Genomic DNA, 20,774 nt, shown 5'->3' with positions numbered 1-20,774 from the left:
CGCCTATTTCATTATTTCTTGTGAACATTTGATATTTTAAGTTTGACAGCGATCCGAAGATCACTGCTGCACTTACATCAAATGCCCACACTTATCGACTGTTAATTGTTAAAGAACTGTATTCGGTACTGCTTTCGCGCTATCGACAAAGCGTTGTGTTTGTCAGCTGCGAAGAAGGAAGAGTATGAAGCGTTTGCAGCATTTCGTCAACCTTCTTTTTCACCCAGCTTTACTCGGCATTTGCATGCGTCGTTCAGCGAGGGGGCGAATTATAGCCCTGCCCCGCAGACCCCGCAAGCGCTATTTTGCAGTTGAGCAAATATTGCTGTGTGATATCGTAGTACTGACAATACCCTGCCTTATTCACCTTGACTCCCATGCCTATCCCACACATCAGCCCCACCGCCAACCCCGCCCTGAGCAGCGCACTCGAACATGCCATCAACAGCAAGACCAAGCCGCTGGGCAGCCTGGGGCTGCTGGAAACCCTGGCCCATCAGATCGGCCTGATCCAGCAAGGCACGCAGCTGACCTTGCAGCAGCCTGCCATCATGGTTTTCGCGGCCGACCATGGCGTCGTCGCCGAAGGCATTTCCGCTTATCCACAAAGCGTGACGTGGCAAATGGTGGAAAACTTCCTCGGCAACGGCGCCGCCATCAATGTCTTTGCCCGCCAGAACGATTGCGCCTTATATATAGTGGACGCCGGCGTGAACCATGACTTCGGACCGCGCGACGGCTTGCTTGACCGCAAGCAGGGTCCCGGCACCCGCAACTTTGCCAAGGAACCCGCCATGAGCCAGGAGCAATGTCTGGCCGCCATGCAGGCGGGGATGGACCTGGTCGCCACATTGGACGGCAATGTTCTGGGCTTTGGCGAAATGGGCATCGGCAACACCACCGCTGCCGCCGCCCTGATGCACAAGCTGACGCAAACACCGGTCGCCGACTGCGTGGGCGCCGGTACCGGCCTGTCAAAGGAAGGCATATTGCATAAACAGCAGGTTATCGAAGCGGCTGTCGCCCATCATGCGGCAACCCAAGAGCCTCTCGACGTGCTGGCCACCTTTGGCGGCTTCGAAATCGCCATGATGGCGGGCGCCATGCTCAAGGCAGCCGAACGGCGCATGATTCTGCTGATCGATGGCTTCATCGTCAGCAGCGCACTGCTGGTGGCGGCGCGCCTGCAGCCGGCCATCCTCGATTACTGCGTGTTTTCGCACTGCTCCGATGAAAACGGCCATCGCCAGTTGCTGGCCAGCCTGGGAGCGCGTCCGCTGCTGCACCTCGATTTGCGCCTCGGTGAAGGCACGGGTTCGGCGCTGGCCTTGCCGCTGCTGCATGCGGCCGTCAACTTCATGCGCGAGATGGCGACCTTCGCCTCGGCCCAGGTCAGCGAAAAATCCACGCCAGACTAAGACCATGGCCAATCCCGTTTCCGCCGCAGTCCACCAGTGCCGTCTGTTCTTCATCGCGCTGCAATTCTTCACGCGCCTGCCGATCCCGCGCTGGGTGGGATTCGAGCCGGCCTGGCTGCAGCACGCCTCGCGCTACTTTCCCCTGGTGGGTCTGGTGGTGGCGGCCATTTCCGGCGCGGTGTATCTGCTGGCCAGCTGGCTCCTGCCTTCCGCGGTGGCCGTGCTGCTGGCCGTGGCCGCCGGCATCTATCTGACGGGCGCCTTCCATGAAGACGGCTTCGCCGACATGTGCGATGGCTTCGGCGGCGGCTTGACGCGCGAGCGGGTACTGGAAATCATGAAGGACTCGCGCATTGGCGCGTATGGCGCCATCGGCATCATCTGCCTGCTGGCCATCAAGTGCACGGCGCTGGCCTCGCTGCCGCCACACATCGTCGTGGCGACACTGTTCATCGCCCACCCGCTTTCGCGCCTGGCGGCCGTCTCGCTGATCCGGTTCATGGACTATGCGCGCGACGAAGGCAAATCCAAACCGATGGCGCAGGAAATGACCACGGCAGAATTCATCATCGCCGCCGTCTGCGGCCTGCTGCCCGCCATCGCCTGCGGCGCTCTGGGGATATTCGACTGGGCCACGCTGGTCTTTGCAGTCGTGGCGGCGGCCGCCGCCGCTTTCTGGCTGGGCCGAAAATGCCAGCGCCGCCTGCAAGGTTATACGGGCGACTGCCTGGGCGCCGTGCAGCAGGTGGCGGAAGTGGCGGTCTACCTGGCCATCCTGTCCAGCTTCCAGCCGCCGATACGCTTTTATTGAATCATGCGCCTGATCCTCGTCCGCCACCCTGCGCCGCAGGTCACCAGCGGCACCTGCTATGGCCGCAGCGACGTGGCGGTGGCGCCGCACGAAATGGCGACGGTGCGCGCCAGCCTGCAAGCGACTTTGCCGGCCGGTGTGCCGCTTTACGCCAGTCCGCTGCGCCGCTGCGCCGGCCTGGCGGCGGCACTGGCGCAAGACCTGCCTTCCAGCGCACTGCGCTTCGATGCGCGGCTGGCCGAAATGGATTTCGGCGCCTGGGAAATGCAGCCCTGGCACGCGATTGCGCGCACGGAAATCGATGCCTGGGCGGCCGACCTGGCCTGGTATCGCCCCGGCGGAGGCGAGAATGTGCTGGCGATGGCCGCCCGCGTCGATGCGTTTTTAGGCGATCTGTTGCGCGAACAACACGAAACTGCCGTCATCATCTGCCATGCGGGCACCATCCGCCTGCTGTCGGCACTGCAAGCCCGGCTGCCATTGGAGGAAACGGCCCTGCTGGCCGCCCGTTCCGCCCATAAAATCGCCTATGGTGCGACGGTCGTCGTCGATTTCTGATATCGAATCGACCAGCCGGCCATTTCAGTCCACGCCCACTGCACGTATAATGACCGGGTTTTGGTGCCCGCGCTCATGTCCATGAGCGCAGTTAAACGGGAAACACGATGCCGCGACTGCGGTGAACGTGTGCTGCCCCCGCAACGGTAAGCAAGTGTCGCCCCTCCCTACAGGATGCGGACGACAAGCTATCTCTGACAACCACTGTGCTTGCAATCATCGAGCATGGGAAGGTGGGATAGCCGCACTTGCCAGCCCGGATACCGGCCAGGACAGGTGGAAGTGTGCGAACGGGGATGTTCGCGATCCGAATGGCCGACTGGCCGTCTTCGATCGTCATCGTCAGTTCCCACTTCTGTTCAATCTGGCCTACGGGGACGTCGGCTGGTTGCATATTACTTACTGAAAACTATCATGACCCATGCTGTTTCCCGCCACGCGGCGCTCACGTCGCTCGCGCTAGCCATTGCCGCGCCTGCCGCTTTCGCCCAAGCCACGCCAGACACCTTCGATCCCATCGTCGTCACCGCCAACCGTTACCCGCAGCATCTGAGCGAAGTATTGAGCGATACGCAGACCATCAGCTCGGAAGACATCGCGCGTTCTGGCGCCGGTACGCTGATCGACCTGCTGCAAAAGCAGCGCGGCATTGAAGTCAATCGCTATGGCGGCCCAGGCACTGATTCGAGCGTATTCATCCGCGGTGCGAACAGCAACCAGAATATCGTGCTGGTCGATGGTGTACGCATCGGCTCCGCCACATCTGGCACTGCCAGCTGGAACGCCCTGCCGCTGTCGAGCATCGACCACGTTGAGATCGTCTACGGCCCACTGAGCACCATGTATGGAGCCGATGCCGTCGGCGGCGTGATCCAGATCTTTACCAAGAAAGGCGACGGCGCCACGCGCTTTTCCGCCTTCGCCGGCTACGGCCGCGACAACACCCGCCAGGCGGAAGCCAGCGTTGCCGGCTCTACCGGTGGCAACAACAGTTTCAGCTACGCGCTGACCGCGGGCAAGGAAAAATCGGATGGATATTCTGCCACCAAACCTGGTAATTTTTCCTATAACGGCGATAAAGACGGCTACGACAAGGAAAGCGTCAGCGGCCAGTTTGGCTACCAGATGGCCAAGGGACATGAAGTCGGCCTGGTTTTCCTGAACAGCAAACTGGATGCGCAATACGATGCGGGCTTGAACTTCGACGCGCGCAACGACAAGAAGCAGGAAAGCATTTCGGTCTTCACGAAGAACCAGTTCTTGCCGAACTGGACCAGCGAGCTGCGCTACGCAGAATCGAAGGACAAACTGACCGCGGTATCCGCCGCAGACGCCTCCGGCAGAAGCCAGTTCGACACCAAGCAAACTGACATCAGCTGGCAAAACGATATTCTCATCGGCCGCGACACACTGCAACTTCTGGGTGAATACCGTGACGAAGATGTCGTGAGCTCGGCCGAAGGCCTGTCCGGCGGACGCAATACAAAGTCTTTCGCGGCATCGTACAATCTGGTGCGCGGTGCCCACCTGGCCAGCATCAGCGGCCGTCGCGACGACAGCTCGGCGTTTGGTACGCACAACACGGGTAGCGTCGCCTATGGCTACCGTTTCAGCAATGCCTTGCGCGCCAACGCCAGCTATGGCACCAGCTTCCGCGCACCGACCTTCAACGATCTGTACTACCCTGGCTCCGGCATTCCGACGAACAAGCCGGAAAAAGGCCGCAATGCTGAAATTGGATTGCACTACAACGACGGCCAGACGCAACTGAGCGCGATCTACTATCATAACAAGATTACCGATATGATCAACTATGTATACGCTTGCCCGGTGATTGGATGGAAACCAGGCTATGGCTGCAGCATGAATGTCGAAAAAGCTCTGCTCGAAGGCGTGACGCTGGCTGGCGCGCATAAGTTCGGCGCCTTCAACGTCAGTGGCAATCTCGACCTGCAAGATCCACGCAATGAAACGACGGACAAGCAACTGGTGCTCCGCGCGAAAAAACACGCCAACTTCGCTGTCGATTACACGACCGGTCCTTTGACCGCCGGTACGGAATGGCAGTTGTCGGGCAAGCGTTTTGCAGATACCGCCAACAAGACCACCCTCGGTGGCTATGGCTTGCTGAACCTGTACACCACCTACCAGTTCGCCCGTGACTGGTCGGTGCTGGCACGCTGGAACAACATCACCAACAAAGACTATGAACTGAGCCGTTTCTATGCGACGCCACGCTCGAACCTCTTCGTTGGCGTACGCTACGGCATGAAATAACCCCGTCGTAATGATGTAAGCTGCGGGCGATGGCATGCTGCCGTCGCCCGCAGATGCGGTTCTGCAGTCCCCGTTTTTAAGGCAGTACATGCACCCATTTTTCCGCAACATGCGCCACCGCGCCACCGTGATCCTCACGGTGCTGATCGCGTGCGCGGTTGCCAGCCTGATTTTCTCCGGCATGATCGGCTCGATCGCGATTCCGCTCGCCGACCTGCCTTCCGCCCTGTTCCACGTCGTGCAAGGCAAGACCGACACCCTCGCCGCCACCCTGCTCGACCTGCGCCTGGGCCGCGCGCTGACCGCCTTTGTCACCGGCGCGGCGCTGTCGCTGGCCGGCCTGATGATGCAGGCGCTGCTGCGCAATCCCCTGGCCGATCCTTACGTGCTGGGCATTTCCGCCGGCGCTTCCGTTGGCGCGTTGGCCGCGCTGCTGTTCATGTGCGCGCTGTGGGTGGTCGACGCGGCCGCCTTTGCCGGCGCCGTCGGCGTGTCCATGCTGCTGTACTTTTTTGCGCGCCGCGACCTGCGCGGCGGCACGGCGGCCGAAGGCGGCGCCTCGCTCTTGCTGCTGACGGGCGTGATCCTGGCCTCGGCCTGCATGGCCATCGTCACCCTGATGCTGTCCATCGCCCCGGAAAGCCGCTTGCGCAGCATGGTGTTCTGGATGATCGGCGACCTGTCTGGCGCGCCCGCGCGGCTGATGCCCTGGCTGGTCCTGGCCGGCGCCCTGGTCTTCGCCTTGCGCTGCGCACGCTCGCTGAACATCATGGCGCTGCACGCGGAAGCGGCCAGCACCCTGGGCGTGCGCGTGGGCGCCCTGCGCAAGGGACTGTTCTTCTGTTCCGGCCTGCTCACGGCCAGCGCCGTCACCAGTGCCGGCAGCGTGGGTTTTGTGGGCCTGATCGTGCCGCATGCGCTGCGCTTTGCCTGCGGCCCCGACCATCGCCTGTTGATACCGGCGGCCGCGCTGGCCGGCGGCACCTTCCTCGTACTGGCCGACACACTTGCGCGCACCGTGCTGGCGCCCTTGCAGCTGCCCGTCGGCGTGGTCACGGCCATGATAGGCGCGCCCGTCTTCCTGTACCAGTTGCACCGGTTGCGCAGGAGATGAAACAAGCATGATACGTACCTACCAACTCGGCCTGAAGGCAGGCACGCGCTCCCTCGTGGAAAACCTCATCTGGCACATCAGGGATGGCGAATGCTGGAGCGTGATCGGCCGCAATGGCGCGGGAAAAAGCACCTTGCTGCGCACCCTGGCCGGCTTGCGTGAACCGGACGCGGGCCACGTGACGATACAGGGCCGCGCCCTGGTCGACTGGCCCTTGGAAGAACTGGCGCGCGAACGGGCCTTCCTGGCGCAGGCGCGCCACGATGCGTTCTCGTACCGCGTCATCGAAACCGTGCTGTCGGCGCGCCATCCGTATCACGACAACCATTACTGGGAAGGCAGCGACGACCAGCGCATCGCCCTGGCGGCGCTGGCGTCGATGGAAGTGGAGCACCTGGCCGAGCGCGACGTGCGCAGCCTGTCGGGCGGTGAACGCCAGCGCGTGGCGATCGCCGCCATGCTGGCGCAGGATACGCCCCTGCTGCTGCTGGACGAACCGGCCAATGCGCTGGACCTGGCGCACCAGGTCAGCGTCATGGGCCTGCTGTCGACACTGTGCCGCGAACAGAATAAAACCGTGGTGATGGTGGGGCATGACCTGAACCTGGCGCACCGTGTCTCGACCCATGCGCTGCTGCTGATGGGCGACGGCGGCTGGCTGGCCGGTCCCGTGGCCGACGTGATGCAGGCGTCCATCCTGGGCGACTACCTGGGCCACCCGATCGACATCATCGATCACGGCAAACGCAAGATATTCATACCGAAAGAGAACTGACATGAGCGACAAGAAGACAATCGACGCGGACACCGCAGCCATCAACGAACGCCACCGCGTACGCATGGAACGCAAGAAAGCCATCATCGACGCGGCCATCGCCAAGGCCGACAAGGAAATCGGCATCATCATCGTCAACACGGGCAATGGCAAGGGCAAGAGTTCGAGCGGCTTCGGCATGGCCATCCGCGCCATGGGCCACGGCATGAAGGTGGGCGTGGTGCAGTTCATCAAGGGCGCCATGTCGACGGGCGAGGAGAAATTCCTGCGCCGCTTCCCCGACGAGATCAGTTTTCATGCGATGGGCGAAGGCTATACCTGGGAAACGCAGAACCGCGAACGCGACATCGAAAAAGCCGAACTGGCATGGGAGCAGGCGAAGACCTTCCTGGCAGACCCCAGCTACGGCCTGGTGCTGTTCGACGAACTCAATATCGCCCTCAAATACAACTATCTCGACGTGCACAAGGTCATCGCCGACCTGCTGGAACGCCCGGCCATGCAGCACGTGGTCATCACAGGCCGCGGCGCGCCGGACGAATTGATCGCCATCGCCGACACCGTCACCGAAATGGCCGTCGTCAAACATGCGTACGCGGCCGGCATCGGCGCACAAATCGGCACCGAGTGGTAACAGCGCCATGACGCGCACCCTGGTCTTTGGCGGCGCCCGTTCCGGCAAGAGCGCCTATGCGGAAAAGCTGGCCCGCGAGTCGGGCAAGGAAGTGGTCTACCTCGCCACCGCGCAAGCGGGCGATGAGGAAATGGCCACGCGCGTCAGGCATCACCGTGCGCAGCGCCCGGCCGAATGGACCACGCTGGAAGAACCGCTGCGCCTGGGCGACGCCATCCTGCGGCACGCACGCCCCGGCCGGCTGCTGCTGGTCGACTGCCTGACCCTATGGCTGACGAATCTGATGTTTTCCACTGGCGAGGCTTACCCGGACGTGGGCGACATCGCCCTGCCCGAACTGTTCCACAGCGAGCGCGCGCACCTGCTGTACGCGCTGGCCGAAATGGCGGACACCGATTGCGACCTCGTTCTCGTCTCGAACGAAGTGGGCATGGGCATCGTGCCCTACGGCGCCATCTCGCGCTGCTTCACCGATGAAGCGGGCCGCCTGAACCAGGCCGTGGCGGCCGTGTGCGACAAGGCTGTCCTTGTCGCCGCCGGCCTGCCGCTGTACCTGAAAGGCGGCCCATGCTGAGCGGCTTGTCGCTGCCCATGCTGGCTTCCTTGATGGCGGCCGGCGTGCTGCTCGACATGCTGCTGGGCGAAACGCGCCGCTGGCATCCGCTGGTGGGCTTTGGCCGCCTCGCCAGCGCGCTGGAACGCCTGCTGAACCGGAGCCACGGACGTTTTCTGCGCGGCGTGCTGGCCTGGTCGCTGGCCGTGCTGCCCATCAGTTATGCCGCCTACTGGCTGTGCGGCCTGGCGGGCGCCGCCCTCCACGTCTTCCTGCTGTATCTATGCCTCGGTTTGCGCAGCCTGCGCGACCACAATCAACCGATCGCCGACGCCCTGGCCATCGATGACCTGGACAACGCGCGCCTGCTGACGGCGCGCATCGTCAGCCGCGACACGGCCAACGCAGACGCGGCCAGTCTGGCCAAGGCCAGCACGGAATCCCTGCTGGAAAACGGCAACGACGCCGTCTTCGGCACCCTGTTCTGGTTTGCCGTGGCGGGCGGCCCCGGCGCCGTGCTATTCCGGCTGGCCAATACCCTCGACGCCATGTGGGGCTACCGCAACGCACGCTACGACTGGTTCGGCTGCTGCGCCGCGCGCATCGATGACATCCTCAATTACCTGCCGGCGCGCCTGACGGCCCTGTCCTATGTCTTGCTGGGCAAGAGCATGGCGGACAAGCAGCGCGCGTGGCACTGCTGGCGCAGCCAGGCCCCCAGCTGGGGCAGCCCGAACGCGGGGCCCGTGATGGCCAGCGGCGCCGGCGCCCTGGGCCTGGCCCTCGGCGGCGACGCCATCTACGACGGCGAACTGGAACGCCGCCCACCGCTGGGCAGCGGACGTCCCGCCGAAGCGCGCGACATCGACCGCGCCTGGCGCCTGGTGGCCGAAACGGCCGTGCTGTGGCTGATCTGGGTGGCGCTGCTCGCTGGCCTGTCCTACCTTCGGGAGACCTATCTTGCTTGAACATGGCGGCAACCTGCGCGACGCCGCGCGCGAATACGGCCGGCCCATCGCCGACTGGATCGACCTGTCGACGGGCATCAATCCGCACTGGTATGCGGCGCCAGCACCCGTCGCCAACGCCTGGCACCGGCTGCCGGAAGCCGATCCCGCGCTGGCGGCCGCCGCCTGCGCGTATTATGACGCGCCAGCCATGCTGCCCGTGGCCGGCACGCAGGCCGCCATCCAGGCCCTGCCCCGCCTGCGGCCACCATCGCGCGTGGTGGTGGCCGCGCCGTCGTATGCGGAACATGCGCACCACTGGGGCCAGCACGGCCACCAATTGCGCCAAGTGCCGTATGCGCGGCTGGCCGATGCAGTGGGCAGCAGCGACGTGCTGGTCGTCTGCAACCCGAACAACCCCACCGGCGAGCGCATCGCGCCCGAGGTATTGCTGGAATGGGCCGGCAAGCTGTCCGCGCGCGGCGGCTGGCTGGTGGTCGATGAAGCGTTTGGCGACACGGAAGTGCAAGCCAGCCTGGGTGCGCATACGCATCGACCAGGCCTCATCGTGCTGCGCTCCATCGGCAAATTCTTCGGCCTGGCGGGATTGCGCCTGGGCTTTGTCGCCGCCCATCCCGCCTTGCTGTCGCAACTGGCCGACATGCTGGGCCCATGGACCGTCAGCGGCCCGGCGCAGCACGTGGCGCTGGCCGCCTTGAACGATACGCACTGGCAAGAGACGATGCGCGAGCGCCTGCGCGGCGAAGGTGTTCGCCTGCACCAGTTATTGGCCGCACACGGCATCGCCAGCGGCGGCACGGCGCTGTTCCAGTGGTGGCCGGAAGAACGCGCCGAAGCGTTCTGGCGCCACATGGCGGAAGCGGGTATCTGGGTGCGCCTGTTCCGCCACGCGGCCCATGGCATCCGCCTGGGCCTGCCCCCCGACGAACACGCCTGGCTGCGCCTGCAGCAGGCCCTCACCACATGGAAGCACATATGAACCACTTGAAAACAGCACTGCTGCTGGCCGGATTGATCTCGTTGCAGGCGCATGCCGCCATCACCGTGCGCGACGACGACGGCAATACCGTCACCCTGGCAAAGCCGGCGCAGCGCATCCTGGCGCTGGCGCCGCATGTGACGGAGCTGCTGTTCGCGGCCGGCGGCGGCGAGAAGATCGCCGGCGTCGTCAGCTATAGCGATTACCCGGAAGCGGCAAAGAAGATCACGCAAGTGGGCGACAACCGCCAGTACGACATGGAGCGCATCATCGCCCTGAAGCCGGACCTGATCGTCGTGTGGATGCATGGCAGCGCCGAGCGCCAGATCGCCATGCTGCGCCAGCTGAAGGTGCCGATCTATCACAGCGAGCCGCGCAAGCTGGCCGACATCCCCGACAGCATGGAGCGCCTGGGCCAGCTGATGGGAACGGAAAAAACCGCCAGACCGGCCGCCGCCCAGCTGCGCGCCAAACTGGCCAGCTTGACGGCGCAGTACGCGCAGCGTCCGCCCGTGCGCGTGTTTTACCAGGTATGGGACAAACCTTTATATACTTTGAGCGGCGCGAGCATCATCAGCGACTCCATGCGCCTGTGCGGCGGCCAGAATGTGTTTGCCGCGATGAAGGTGGTGGCACCCGTCGTCACGCCGGAAGGCGTGCTGCAGGAAGACCCGGAAGTCATCTTCGGCACCAGCGAAAAAAGCGACCCGCGCAGCGAAGGCGGCCTGGCCATGTGGCGCGCCTTTCCGTCGATGACGGCCGTGCGCCGGAATAATCTGTTCCGCCTGAATGGCGACCTGCTCAACCGCGCCGGCCCGCGCATGATCGAAGGCACGGCCGCCATGTGCGAACAGCTGGAAGTGGCGCGCCAGCGCCGCGCCAAGTCCGCGCCATGAGCCACTACCAGCGCATCGCCTGTTTGTCGACGGAAGCCGTGGAGACGCTGTATGCGCTGGGCGCCGAAGACGTCATCGCGGGCATCTCCGGCTTTACCGTGCGCCCGCCCCGCGCGCGCGAGGAAAAAACCAAGATCAGCGGTTTTTCCTCCGCTGACCTGGCACGCATCCTGGCAGTTCGGCCCGACCTCGTGATCGGCTTTTGCGACATGCAGGCCGATATCTGCCGCGACCTGGTCAAGGCCGGCATCGAAGTACACCAGTTCAACCAGCGCACGGTGGACGGCATCCTGCGCATGATCGGCGTGCTGGCCGCGCTGGTGCGGCGCGAGGAAGCGGGCAAAGTGCTGATCGCCAGCCTGCGCGCGGACATCGCCGCCGCCCGGGCCCGCGCCGCCGCCTGGACGCGCAAGCCCGTGATCTACTTTGAAGAGTGGAACGATCCCCTGATGAGCGGCATCGGCTGGGTGGCCGAGCTGATCGACATCGCCGGCGGCACGGACGCCTTCCCGGACTTGTCCGCCCATCCTGGCGCGAAAGAGCGCATCATCGGCGATCCTCAGGAGGTGGTGCGGCGCGCGCCCGACATCATCATCGCCAGCTGGTGCGGCAAGAAGTTCCAGCCGGCGCAGTTGATGGCGCGCCCAGGCTGGGATGCGATTCCCGCCGTGCGCCATGAGATGCTGTTCGAGATCAAGTCGCCCGACATTCTGTCTCCCGGTCCGGCCGCCATCACGGAGGGCTTGCGCCAGCTCAGCGACATCATCGCGCGGTGGCAAGAGCGGCAGGAGCGGCAGGCATGAAAAGTCCCTTCCCCGCCCTGATGGTGCAGGGCACGACATCCGACGCTGGCAAGAGCACCGTCGTCGCGGCCCTGTGCCGATTGTTGAAGCGCCGTGGCGTGACGGTGGCACCGTTCAAGCCGCAAAACATGGCCTTGAATAGCGCGGTGACGAGCGACGGCGGCGAGATCGGCCGCGCGCAAGCCTTGCAGGCGCTGGCCTGCGGCATCGCGCCGCACACGGACATGAATCCGGTGCTGCTGAAACCGTCGTCGAACACGGGCGCGCAAGTGATCATCCACGGCAAGGTGCGCGCCGAGATGGATGCGCGCGACTACCAGCAATACAAGAGCATCGCCATGGGCGCCGTGCTCGAATCCTACGCGCGACTGCGCCGGCAGTACGACGCCGTCGTCGTCGAAGGCGCGGGCAGCCCCGCCGAAGTCAACCTGCGCGCGCGCGACATCGCCAACATGGGCTTTGCCGAAGCCGTCGACTGCCCCGTGATCCTGGTGGCCGACATCGACCGGGGCGGCGTCTTCGCGCACATCATCGGTACCCTGGCCTGCCTGTCCGACAGCGAACGGGCGCGCATCCTCGGCTTCGTCATCAACCGCTTCCGCGGCGACATCTCGCTGCTACAACCGGGCATCGAGTGGCTGGAACAGCAGACGGGCAAGCCCGTGCTGGCCGTGCTGCCCTACCTGCAAGGCCTGTTCCTCGACGCGGAAGACGCCGTCGAAGCGATGCAGGCCGAACGCGGCGCCTTCAAGGTGGTGGTGCCGCAACTGCCGCGCATCAGCAACCACACGGATCTCGACGCGCTGCGCGCCCACCCCGGCATCGACCTGCAATTCATCCAGCAGGGGCAGCCGATTCCGCCGGCCGACCTGGTGATACTGCCCGGCAGCAAGAACACGCGCGGCGACCTGGCCTGGCTGCGGCAGCAGGGCTGGACCGCCTACCTGGAAAAACACCTGCGCTATGGCGGCAAGGTGCTCGGCATTTGCGGCGGCTTCCAGATGCTGGGGCAAAGCGTGTGCGATCCGCTGGGCGTGGAAGGCGCGGCGGGAGAATCAACGGCACTGGGCTTGCTCGACATGGTGACGCAGCTGACGAGCGACAAGCGGCTGGAACAGGTGCACGGTCACTGCGCCTTCGCCGGTGCGGCCGATGCACCCGTGGCAGGCTATGAAATCCACATGGGCGTCTCGCATGGCGCGGCGCTGGCGCAACCGGCCTTCGTCATCGACGGCCGTCCGGAAGGGGCGGTATCGGGCGACGGACAAATCCTCGGCAGCTATTTGCACGGCATGTTCGACACGCCCGCCGCGTGTTCGGCGCTGCTGCGCTGGGCGGGGCTGGACTCCGGCCACACGGTGGACACCGCGGCCCTGCGCGAGGCCAGCCTGGAGCGCATCGCCGACGCGGCCCTTCCGCTGCTGGCCGCGCTCGACGCGCTCCCGCGCTAGACCTTACTTTTTCAGGCACGTCGTCAGGAAGGAGCGGTCGGTCGAAAACTCGACCGCCATGCTCGACGACAGCGGCATGAACATCGAATAATCGGCCGGCACGTCGGCCGGATCCTTGAACACGGCGATGCCATCGAAATCGACGGCCTGCGCACCCAGGCCCAGCTTGTTCAAGGTCACGTTTTCCGCGTGCACCTTGCCCGTGCCGTTATTTGTGATGGTCGCCACATTGCCGGCGATGTCGATCTTGCCCGTCGTGTCACCCTGCGCCGCACAGGCATAGCTGCCATTGATTTCCGTGCCGATCTTCTGCTGTTTGGCGGCCACGATGGTGCCCACGCGCAGGACGTTTTCCTGGTTGCGGCTGTAGCGGTCGATGAACAGCGCCAGCCCACGGTCCCCCGCATGCACGTGCACGATGCCGAAGTCCTGGCCGCCCTGGCGGGCGACGAGCAAGCCGTTTTTCGCATCCTTGACCAGGGTCAGGCTGGCGTTTTCCGCTTCCAGCTGCGGCGATACCGCGGAGCACACGCCTTGCGCATTGAACACGCCGCCATTGCACAGCTGGGCCGCGCCGTCGGCGGCGATCCTGAGACTGCCTTTCGGATTGAAACGGTCGCCGCCGTTCAAGGCGTTGCGCATGGCGCCCAGGAAAATATAGCTGCCGGCCAGCCTGGCCACGTCGCCCACTGCATAGCCGGTGCCGCTGACGGTCGAGACCATGCTGCCCAATTTGATATTGCCAGACAACAGTCGCGTGCGCGCATCGACAGTGACGCTGAAATCCGTTGCCGTGTAGGTCGTGAGATGGCCGGTGGTGGCCGCGGTAAACGTGCCGCTGCGGTCGCTCAAACCGAACTGCGTCGACAACACGCGGATGGCATAGGTTTTCTTGACGCTATCGAAGGTGATGCGCCACGTGTCGCCGATATCGGCCGCCACGTCATATACCGTCTCGTCCGCATTGGCGCCGGCGATCACGGCCAGGCCAGCCTGGGCCGCGACCGCTTGCGAGGCGACCGTCACGGGATCGGCGACGGGCGTGACCACGACCGGTGGCGTGACGGGTGCTGCCCGCGTGCCGCCATCGCTGCCGCCGCCGCATGCGGACAGGACCGCGCCCAGGACAAGGAAGGTAAGTGCATTTTTCATGTGGTGTGACTTTCGGGAAAGAGGAGGCCGGAGCTGTCAGAAAACACATGCTAGCCTTGCCCGCAATCTATTGCCATAGAACAAATGTTCCATGGACTGAGCCCCCGGCACGCTGCCAGAATGAGGGGCGCGGGCGGCACGCCTGCGCCATTTATGTGACAATTCGTCGTACTGTCGGCTCCGTTTCTCCTCCTCAGGCTCACATCCATGACCAGTTCCCCGATTAAAAGCTACCTTCCCTGGGTGGTTGCCACCGCCCTGTTCATGGAGCAACTCGACTCCACCATCGTCAACACCGCCATTCCCGCCATGGCCGCCAGCCTCAACGTGACGCCGCTGAGCCTGAAGGCCGTCGTCACCAGTTATATCCTGAGCCTGGCCGTGTGCATTCCCATCAGCGGCTGGATGGCCGACCGCTTCGGCACGCGGCGCGTGTTTTCCGCCGCCGTTGCCATCTTTACCATCGCTTCCATCCTGTGCGGCCTGTCCGTGAATGCGCCCATGCTGGTGGCCGCGCGCCTGCTGCAAGGGGTGGGCGCGGCCATGATGATGCCGGTGGGCAGGCTCACCATCATCCGTACCTTTCCCAAGTCGCAATTGCTGGCGGCCATGAATTTCGTCATCATCCCCGCCCTGATCGGCCCCCTGCTGGGCCCCACGGTGGGCGGGCTGATCGTGCACTGGCTGTCGTGGCGCGAGATTTTCTTCGTCAACGTGCCCGTCGGCCTGGCGGCGCTGTACCTGGCGCACCGCTACATGCCCGATTACTATGGCGACAAGCCCCGTCCGCTGGACCTGATCGGCCTGGTGCTGTTCGGCACGGGCATCGCGCTGCTGTCCTGGCTGCTGGAAATCTTCGGTGAACACCGCATCGACGGCACCTCGTTCGCCGTGCTGCTGCTCATCTCCATCAGCCTGCTGGCCGCGTATGCCTGGCATTCGAGCGAAGTGCTGCACCCGCTGCTGCGCCTGACCCTGTTCAAGATCCGCACCTTCCGCGTCTCCGTGGTGGGCGGCTTCGTCACCCGCCTGGGCGTGGGCGGCCTGCCCTTCCTGTTGCCGCTGCTGTACCAGCTGGGCCTGGGCTTGCCCGCCTGGCAGTCGGGCTTGCTGATGATGCCGTCGGCCGCGGCCGCCATGGGCATGAAATTCATTTCCGCGCGCGTGCTGGCCCGCTTCGGCTACCGTCAGGTGCTGATCGTCAACACGGTGCTGATCGGCATCACCATCGCCATGTTTTCGCAGGTGGGCGTGGGCACGCCGCTGTACGTCATCGTCGGCATCAGCCTGTGCATGGGCTTTTTCAATTCGCTGCAATTTTCCAGCATGAACACCATCGCGTATGCCGACGTCGACAAGGCCGACTCCAGCATGGCCAGCACCATCGCCAGCTCGATGCAGCAACTGTCGATGAGCTTTGGCCTCGCCTTCGGTTCGCTGATCACAGGCTGGTACCTGGGCGACATGCCGCAGTCGGACCGCGCCATGCTCAGCACGGCTCTGCACCACGCCTTCCTGACCCTCGCCGCCCTGACGGTGCTGTCCTCGCTGACCTTCTGGACCTTGCGCCGCGACGATGGCGAAAGCATCAGCAAGGGCACGGACAGCGACGAGGAAGACGCGGCCGACGTGAAGGCCCAGGCCGTTGTACAGACGGAAGTGCAAACCACGAAAGGCTGAGCCACATCAAGCTTGCCGCCAGCGTCGCTGGTGCTTTTGCCGGACGCTGCTACCGTGACGGCAGGAGGTGCACATGGCGGCCGAACGGCGCTTTGCGTGGAAGGGCAGGGACCGCCATGGCAAGGTGGTCGACGGCGTCTTGCGCGCCGCCGACGCCAGCGCCGCCAAGGCCGCGCTGAGACGCCAGGGCATCCTGGCCACCCGGGTGCAGGCGGCGCGCAGCGCACCGGGCAAGGCCATCACGCGCAGGGATATCGCGCTGTTTACGCGCCAGCTGTCGACCATGATGGCGGCCGGCGTGCCGCTGCTGCACGCCTTCGATATCGCCGGCAAGGGCCACGCCAAGCCCGCCATCACTGAGCTGATGCGCGACTTGCGCCATGATATCGAAGCGGGCAGCAGCCTGCAGCAGGCATTCCGCCAGTTCCCGCTGCTGTTTGACGAGCTGTATTGCAACCTGCTGGCGGCAGGCGAACAGGCCGGCATCGTGCAAGACTTGCTGGCACGCCTGGCCACGCACCAGGAAAAAGCCATCGCCCTGCGGCGCAAGGTACGCGGCGCGCTGATGTATCCACTGGCCATCGTGCTCGTCGCCATCGTCGTCACGGCCATCATCATGAGCGTGGTCGTGCCCGCCTTTCGCCAGGTCTTCGACAGCTTCGGCGCGCCGTTGCCGCTGCCCACCCTGGTCGTCATGGGCGTGTCCGCCTTCCTTATCCATTACTGGCTGGCCTTGCTGACGGCGCTCTTGCTCGCTTGCCTGCTGCTGTACCTGGCCTGGCGCCGCTGGCCCGGCTGGCGACGCAACATGCAACTGCGGACCTTGCGTCTGCCCGTGTTCGGCTCCCTGTTGCGCAAGGCGGCGATCGCCCGCTGGACGCGCACCTTGGCCGCCATGTTCGCCGCCGGCGTGCCGCTGCTCGACTCGCTCGGCCTGGTGGGCGCCGCCTCCGGCCATGCGCTGTACCAGGAAGCGACGGCGCGCATCGAGCGTGAAATCCGCGCCGGCGGCAGTCTGGCCCTGGCCATGGAGCACAGCGGCGTATTTCCCCCGCTGCTGACGCAACTGGCCCTGATCGGCGAGGAATCGGGCGCGCTCGACGCCATGCTGTCGCGCGCGGCCGATATCATCGAGGCCGACATCGACACTACGGTCGCCACCCTTTCCACGCTGCTGGAACCGGCGCTGATGGTGGTGCTGGGCGTGCTCGTCGGTTCGCTCGTGATCGCCCTGTATTTACCGATTTTCAAGTTGGGCACCGTGATTTGATGATGCCGTCGCGCAAAACGCCCCCATGCGCCGGCGGATGTTTTACACTGCGGCAGTGCCAGGCAATGTTTGCGCGGCAACATCTTCACCTCAGACAAACCACCATGCTGCAAGATACCCTGCTGTTCGCCGCACCCGGCAATCTGCCCGTCGCCCTCGTCGCCGCCCTGTTCGGCCTGATCGTCGGCAGCTTCCTCAACGTGGTGATCCACCGCGTGCCGAAAATGATGCAGCGCGAATCCGATAATTACGTGGCGGAAGAAAGCGGCTTGCCCTTGCCGCACACGGACCGCTACAACCTGATGCTGCCGCACTCGAACTGCACCGCTTGCGGCCACCGCATCACGGCGATGGAAAACATTCCGCTCATCAGCTATCTGCTGTTGCGCGGCAAGTGCAGCGCCTGCCAAGCGCCCATCTCCGTGCGCTATCCGCTGGTGGAGCTGCTGACGGGCGCGCTGTCGGCCCTCCTGGTCTGGCACTTCGGCAGCGGCTGGACGGGCCTGGCCACGCTCGTGTTTGCCTGGCTGCTGATCGCCATGACCTTCATCGATGCCGATACGCAAATGCTGCCGGACGACCTCACCTTCCCCCTGCTATGGGCGGGCTTGCTGGTCAACATCAACGGCACCTTCGTGCCGCTGCAGGAGGCCGTCATCGGCGCGGCCGCCGGCTACCTGGCTTTGTGGGCCGTGTACTGGGCCTTCAAGCTGGCGACAGGCAAGGAGGGAATGGGCTATGGTGACTTCAAATTGCTGGCGGCGCTCGGTGCGTGGCTGGGCTGGACCATGCTGCCGACGATCATATTATTGTCGTCGCTGGTCGGCGCCGTGGTCGGCATCGGCCTGATCGTCTTCGCCAAGCGGGGGCGCGACAAGCCGATTCCGTTCGGTCCCTACCTGGCGGCGGCAGGCCTGATCGCCCTGCTGTACGGCACGCCCCTGTCGCGCCTCACGCTGGGCCTGACCAGCTGACCCGCGCAGCACTGCGCCCCTTATGGATACACACATGCAACGACAAAACGTCCCTTATTTCAGCGTGGGTCTCACCGGCGGCATCGGTTGCGGCAAGAGCACCGTGGCCGACCTGTTCGCCGCGCGCGGCGCCTCCATCGTCGACACCGACCAGATCGCCCACAGCCTGACGGCGCCGAATGGCGCGGCGATGCCGGCCCTGGTGGCGGAATTTGGCCCCGACTACGCCGATGCGCGCGGCGCCCTCGACCGCAGCAAGATGCGCAACCTCGTGTTTTCCGACGCCGCCGCCAAGGCGAAACTGGAAGCCATCCTGCATCCGCGCATCCGCCAGGCCACGCTGGCGGCGGCCGCCGCCGCGACGGGCAGCTACGTGATCTTTGCCGTGCCCCTGCTGGTCGAGTCCGGCGGATGGGTGGAGCGGGTCAATCGGGTGCTCGTCATCGATTGCCTGGAAAGTTTGCAAATATCACGCGTAATGGCGCGCAATGGCTTATCGGAAGAACAAGTCAAAGCCATCATGGCCACGCAGGCCACGCGGGCCATGCGCCTGGCGGCGGCGGACGATGTGATCGACAACAATGGCGATTTGGCCGCGCTGGCGCCGCAGATTGCCCAGTTGCACGATTTATATCTGGCATTTTCAAAAAGAATGGCTGGAATCGGGCCGCAACGTTTGTAATTTGTCGACGCTTGGTTCAAAATCACGGGATTGTTTGCAGGTCCTTACTTAAGGGAATTATTTTGATTGTCTACGAATACCCTTTCAACGAACGCATACGTACCTTGTTGCGGCTGGAAGACCTGTACGACAAATTCAAGTTCTTCATCCAGCAAGAGCATGCAATGCAACATCATGTCGCCTTGGCAACCATTTTCGATATGCTCGAGGTGGCCGGCCGCGCCGACCTGAAGTCCGACCTGCTGCAGGAACTCGAGCGCCAGCGCCAGAGCCTGCTCGGCTACCGCAGCAATCCGAATGTGGAGCCGGAAACGCTCGACGCCATCCTCGGCGAACTCGACAGTGTCAGCGGCGCCCTGGTGGCGGCGCAAGGCAAGACGGGCCAGAATATCCGCGACAATGAATGGCTGATGAGCATCCGCGGCCGCACCATTATCCCCGGCGGTGCCTGCGAATTCGACTTGCCGTCCTACTTTGCCTGGCAAAAACGCAGCTGCGAACAGCGCCTGACCGACATCCACGCCTGGTTCGCTCCGCTGGCACCGCTGTTCGATGCGCTGGCCCTGGTCTTGCGCCTGCTGCGCGATTCCGGCGGACCCGTCAAACTGATCGCCAATGGCGGCAGCTACCAGCAAATGCTGCAAGGCAAGGTCTATCAGATGCTGCGCCTGAGCCTGGACGAGAGCAGCGGCGCCATCCCGGAAATTTCCGCCAACAAATACATGCTGTGGGTACGCTTCACTACCCAGGGCGGCGACCTGAAACCCAAGCCGCTGGAAGAAGATGTCCCGTTCGAGCTCACGCTCTGTAATTTTTAACTGTTACTTATTTGCCCCATCATGACCGTCGTTAATTGCCCTACCTGTGCCGCCAAAGTCGAATGGACTGAAGCCAACAAATACCGCCCCTTCTGCTCGGAACGCTGCAAGCAGATCGACCTGGGCGCCTGGGCCGAAGAGAAATACACGATCCCCGCCGCCGACCCGTTCGAAGATCCCCTCGCGGACGAAGACAACAAGCCGCAGTAACTCTCAGCGAAACGGATTTTCCAGGCGCAGCCCCTGCGCCGCGAAACTATCGAGCCTGCCGCTGACCACCGTCAAGCCATAGGCGATACCCATCGCCGCGATCTGCCCGTCGACGCCGTGCGCGGCGCCATCGCCATGCAGGCGCGCGCACACAAGCGCGCAATCGAGGTCGAATTCCAGCAGCCGTGGCGCATATTCCACCAGCACGGCTTCCAGCCAGCCTTCCAGCGCCAATGCTTCCAGCGCCGCCTCGCGCCGCCAGCTGCGCTGTATGCCTGCGCGCAATTGCGCGATCACCTGCACCGGCACATAGCGCATCTCCGGCGCCACGCGCGCGAAAAAATCCACGACGCCCGCCGGCGCAGCGCCGCCCATGCGCGCGGCTACGATCACATCCGTATCGACCAGGTAGGCGGGCATGGCGCGTCAGGTGCGGCGCGCGAAATCCGTGTCCAGCCCCACGTCGGGCATGCTGCGCAAGATATCGTCGAGCGGGCGCTTCGGCAGCGGCCGCAAGGCGTTGCGCAGAATGTCGCGGTGCTCCTCTTCCATGCTGCGTCCGTGCGCGCGGGCGCGCTTGTGCAAGGCGGCAATCAACAATTCATCGGTATCGGTAAAGGTCAGTGTCAGCGGCATGCGAAACTCCCCAGTGCGTGATGAAAGCACTGTAGCGCAAAGCGCCGCCGATACAAGGAAAGTCACAGGAAAGCTTGCGCCAGCACGCAGCATGACGCTGCCCGCTGGCACAAGT

The 20,774-nt window shown here is 64.2% G+C and carries 22 protein-coding genes and 1 riboswitch; of the genes, 19 read left to right on the top strand and 3 right to left on the bottom strand.

Annotated elements, in window-relative coordinates:
* Window positions 1-377 precede the first annotated feature (377 nt).
* From cobT to GCN78_RS26285, 13 genes are all read left to right on the top strand, one after another.
* Entirely contained in the window at window positions 378-1,418 is a 1,041-nt protein-coding gene (gene cobT, locus GCN78_RS26345; protein ID WP_152254348.1) for a nicotinate-nucleotide--dimethylbenzimidazole phosphoribosyltransferase, read from the top strand.
* Window positions 1,419-1,422: 4 nt separating this feature from the next.
* Window positions 1,423-2,229: an adenosylcobinamide-GDP ribazoletransferase gene (locus tag GCN78_RS26340; protein ID WP_152254347.1), complete on the top strand. Its 807-nt coding sequence runs from the start codon at window positions 1,423-1,425 to the stop codon at window positions 2,227-2,229.
* 3 nt (window positions 2,230-2,232) lie between these two features.
* The gene (locus GCN78_RS26335) at window positions 2,233-2,787 is read left to right on the top strand and encodes a histidine phosphatase family protein (protein ID WP_152254346.1); all 555 of its coding nucleotides are present in this window, start codon (window positions 2,233-2,235) and stop codon (window positions 2,785-2,787) included.
* A gap of 44 nt (window positions 2,788-2,831) precedes the next feature.
* Window positions 2,832-3,073, top strand: a riboswitch (cobalamin riboswitch).
* Between the two features lie 128 nt (window positions 3,074-3,201).
* Window positions 3,202-5,064 carry a TonB-dependent receptor domain-containing protein gene (locus tag GCN78_RS26330; RefSeq protein WP_152254345.1) on the top strand — a complete coding sequence of 621 codons (1,863 nt, stop codon included), beginning with the start codon at window positions 3,202-3,204 and terminating at the stop codon, window positions 5,062-5,064.
* A gap of 88 nt (window positions 5,065-5,152) precedes the next feature.
* Complete coding sequence (locus GCN78_RS26325; RefSeq protein ID WP_152254344.1) at window positions 5,153-6,178, top strand: FecCD family ABC transporter permease; 1,026 nt, start codon at window positions 5,153-5,155, stop codon at window positions 6,176-6,178.
* 7 nt (window positions 6,179-6,185) lie between these two features.
* The gene (locus GCN78_RS26320) at window positions 6,186-6,953 is read left to right on the top strand and encodes an ABC transporter ATP-binding protein (RefSeq protein ID WP_152254343.1); all 768 of its coding nucleotides are present in this window, start codon (window positions 6,186-6,188) and stop codon (window positions 6,951-6,953) included.
* 1 nt (window position 6,954) lies between these two features.
* The gene (gene cobO, locus GCN78_RS26315) at window positions 6,955-7,587 is read left to right on the top strand and encodes a cob(I)yrinic acid a,c-diamide adenosyltransferase (protein WP_099665407.1); all 633 of its coding nucleotides are present in this window, start codon (window positions 6,955-6,957) and stop codon (window positions 7,585-7,587) included.
* Between the two features lie 7 nt (window positions 7,588-7,594).
* Window positions 7,595-8,161: a bifunctional adenosylcobinamide kinase/adenosylcobinamide-phosphate guanylyltransferase gene (gene cobU, locus GCN78_RS26310; protein WP_152254342.1), complete on the top strand. Its 567-nt coding sequence runs from the start codon at window positions 7,595-7,597 to the stop codon at window positions 8,159-8,161.
* The gene (cbiB, locus tag GCN78_RS26305; RefSeq protein ID WP_152254341.1) at window positions 8,155-9,108 is read left to right on the top strand and encodes an adenosylcobinamide-phosphate synthase CbiB; all 954 of its coding nucleotides are present in this window, start codon (window positions 8,155-8,157) and stop codon (window positions 9,106-9,108) included. The genes cobU and cbiB overlap by 7 nt, the downstream gene beginning before the upstream one ends.
* Window positions 9,101-10,087, top strand: coding sequence for a threonine-phosphate decarboxylase CobD (cobD, locus tag GCN78_RS26300; protein WP_152254340.1), 987 nt, complete (start codon window positions 9,101-9,103; stop codon window positions 10,085-10,087). Before cbiB ends, cobD begins: the two co-directional genes overlap by 8 nt.
* Complete coding sequence (locus GCN78_RS26295; protein WP_152254339.1) at window positions 10,084-10,983, top strand: cobalamin-binding protein; 900 nt, start codon at window positions 10,084-10,086, stop codon at window positions 10,981-10,983. The genes cobD and GCN78_RS26295 overlap by 4 nt, the downstream gene beginning before the upstream one ends.
* The gene (locus GCN78_RS26290) at window positions 10,980-11,786 is read left to right on the top strand and encodes an ABC transporter substrate-binding protein (RefSeq protein ID WP_152254338.1); all 807 of its coding nucleotides are present in this window, start codon (window positions 10,980-10,982) and stop codon (window positions 11,784-11,786) included. Before GCN78_RS26295 ends, GCN78_RS26290 begins: the two co-directional genes overlap by 4 nt.
* The gene (locus tag GCN78_RS26285; protein ID WP_152254337.1) at window positions 11,783-13,237 is read left to right on the top strand and encodes a cobyric acid synthase; all 1,455 of its coding nucleotides are present in this window, start codon (window positions 11,783-11,785) and stop codon (window positions 13,235-13,237) included. Before GCN78_RS26290 ends, GCN78_RS26285 begins: the two co-directional genes overlap by 4 nt.
* A gap of 3 nt (window positions 13,238-13,240) precedes the next feature.
* Here the strand turns inward: GCN78_RS26285 and GCN78_RS26280 are convergent, their stop codons facing one another.
* Window positions 13,241-14,389, bottom strand: a complete 1,149-nt coding sequence (locus GCN78_RS26280; protein WP_152254336.1) for a hypothetical protein — start codon at window positions 14,387-14,389, stop codon at window positions 13,241-13,243.
* 207 nt (window positions 14,390-14,596) lie between these two features.
* Here GCN78_RS26280 and GCN78_RS26275 point away from each other — a divergent pair, with 207 nt between their 5' ends.
* The 6 genes from GCN78_RS26275 (at window position 14,597) to yacG (ending at window position 20,023) form a co-directional block, all read left to right on the top strand.
* Window positions 14,597-16,069: a DHA2 family efflux MFS transporter permease subunit gene (locus GCN78_RS26275; protein ID WP_226939833.1), complete on the top strand. Its 1,473-nt coding sequence runs from the start codon at window positions 14,597-14,599 to the stop codon at window positions 16,067-16,069.
* A gap of 73 nt (window positions 16,070-16,142) precedes the next feature.
* Window positions 16,143-17,339 (top strand): type II secretion system F family protein, encoded by a 1,197-nt coding sequence (locus tag GCN78_RS26270; protein ID WP_152254335.1) that lies wholly within the window; start codon window positions 16,143-16,145, stop codon window positions 17,337-17,339.
* Between the two features lie 104 nt (window positions 17,340-17,443).
* Window positions 17,444-18,313: a prepilin peptidase gene (locus GCN78_RS26265; protein ID WP_152254334.1), complete on the top strand. Its 870-nt coding sequence runs from the start codon at window positions 17,444-17,446 to the stop codon at window positions 18,311-18,313.
* 34 nt (window positions 18,314-18,347) lie between these two features.
* Window positions 18,348-18,995: a dephospho-CoA kinase gene (gene coaE / locus GCN78_RS26260; protein WP_152254333.1), complete on the top strand. Its 648-nt coding sequence runs from the start codon at window positions 18,348-18,350 to the stop codon at window positions 18,993-18,995.
* 62 nt (window positions 18,996-19,057) lie between these two features.
* Entirely contained in the window at window positions 19,058-19,813 is a 756-nt protein-coding gene (zapD, locus tag GCN78_RS26255; protein ID WP_152254332.1) for a cell division protein ZapD, read from the top strand.
* An 18-nt stretch (window positions 19,814-19,831) separates the two neighbouring features.
* Window positions 19,832-20,023 (top strand): DNA gyrase inhibitor YacG, encoded by a 192-nt coding sequence (gene yacG / locus GCN78_RS26250; protein ID WP_034785391.1) that lies wholly within the window; start codon window positions 19,832-19,834, stop codon window positions 20,021-20,023.
* Window positions 20,024-20,026: 3 nt separating this feature from the next.
* Here the strand turns inward: yacG and GCN78_RS26245 are convergent, their stop codons facing one another.
* A complete protein-coding gene (locus GCN78_RS26245) occupies window positions 20,027-20,443 on the bottom strand; it encodes a PIN domain-containing protein (protein ID WP_152254331.1) in 417 nt (138 codons plus the stop codon).
* 6 nt (window positions 20,444-20,449) lie between these two features.
* Window positions 20,450-20,659, bottom strand: coding sequence for a FitA-like ribbon-helix-helix domain-containing protein (locus GCN78_RS26240; protein ID WP_152254330.1), 210 nt, complete (start codon window positions 20,657-20,659; stop codon window positions 20,450-20,452).
* Window positions 20,660-20,774: the final 115 nt, after the last annotated feature.

It is taken from the genome of Janthinobacterium rivuli (assembly GCF_009208735.1).
Classification (GTDB): domain Bacteria; phylum Pseudomonadota; class Gammaproteobacteria; order Burkholderiales; family Burkholderiaceae_D; genus Janthinobacterium.
The sequence above is the reverse complement of the archived record's forward strand: the minus strand, read 5'-3'. Positions and strand labels throughout refer to the sequence as shown.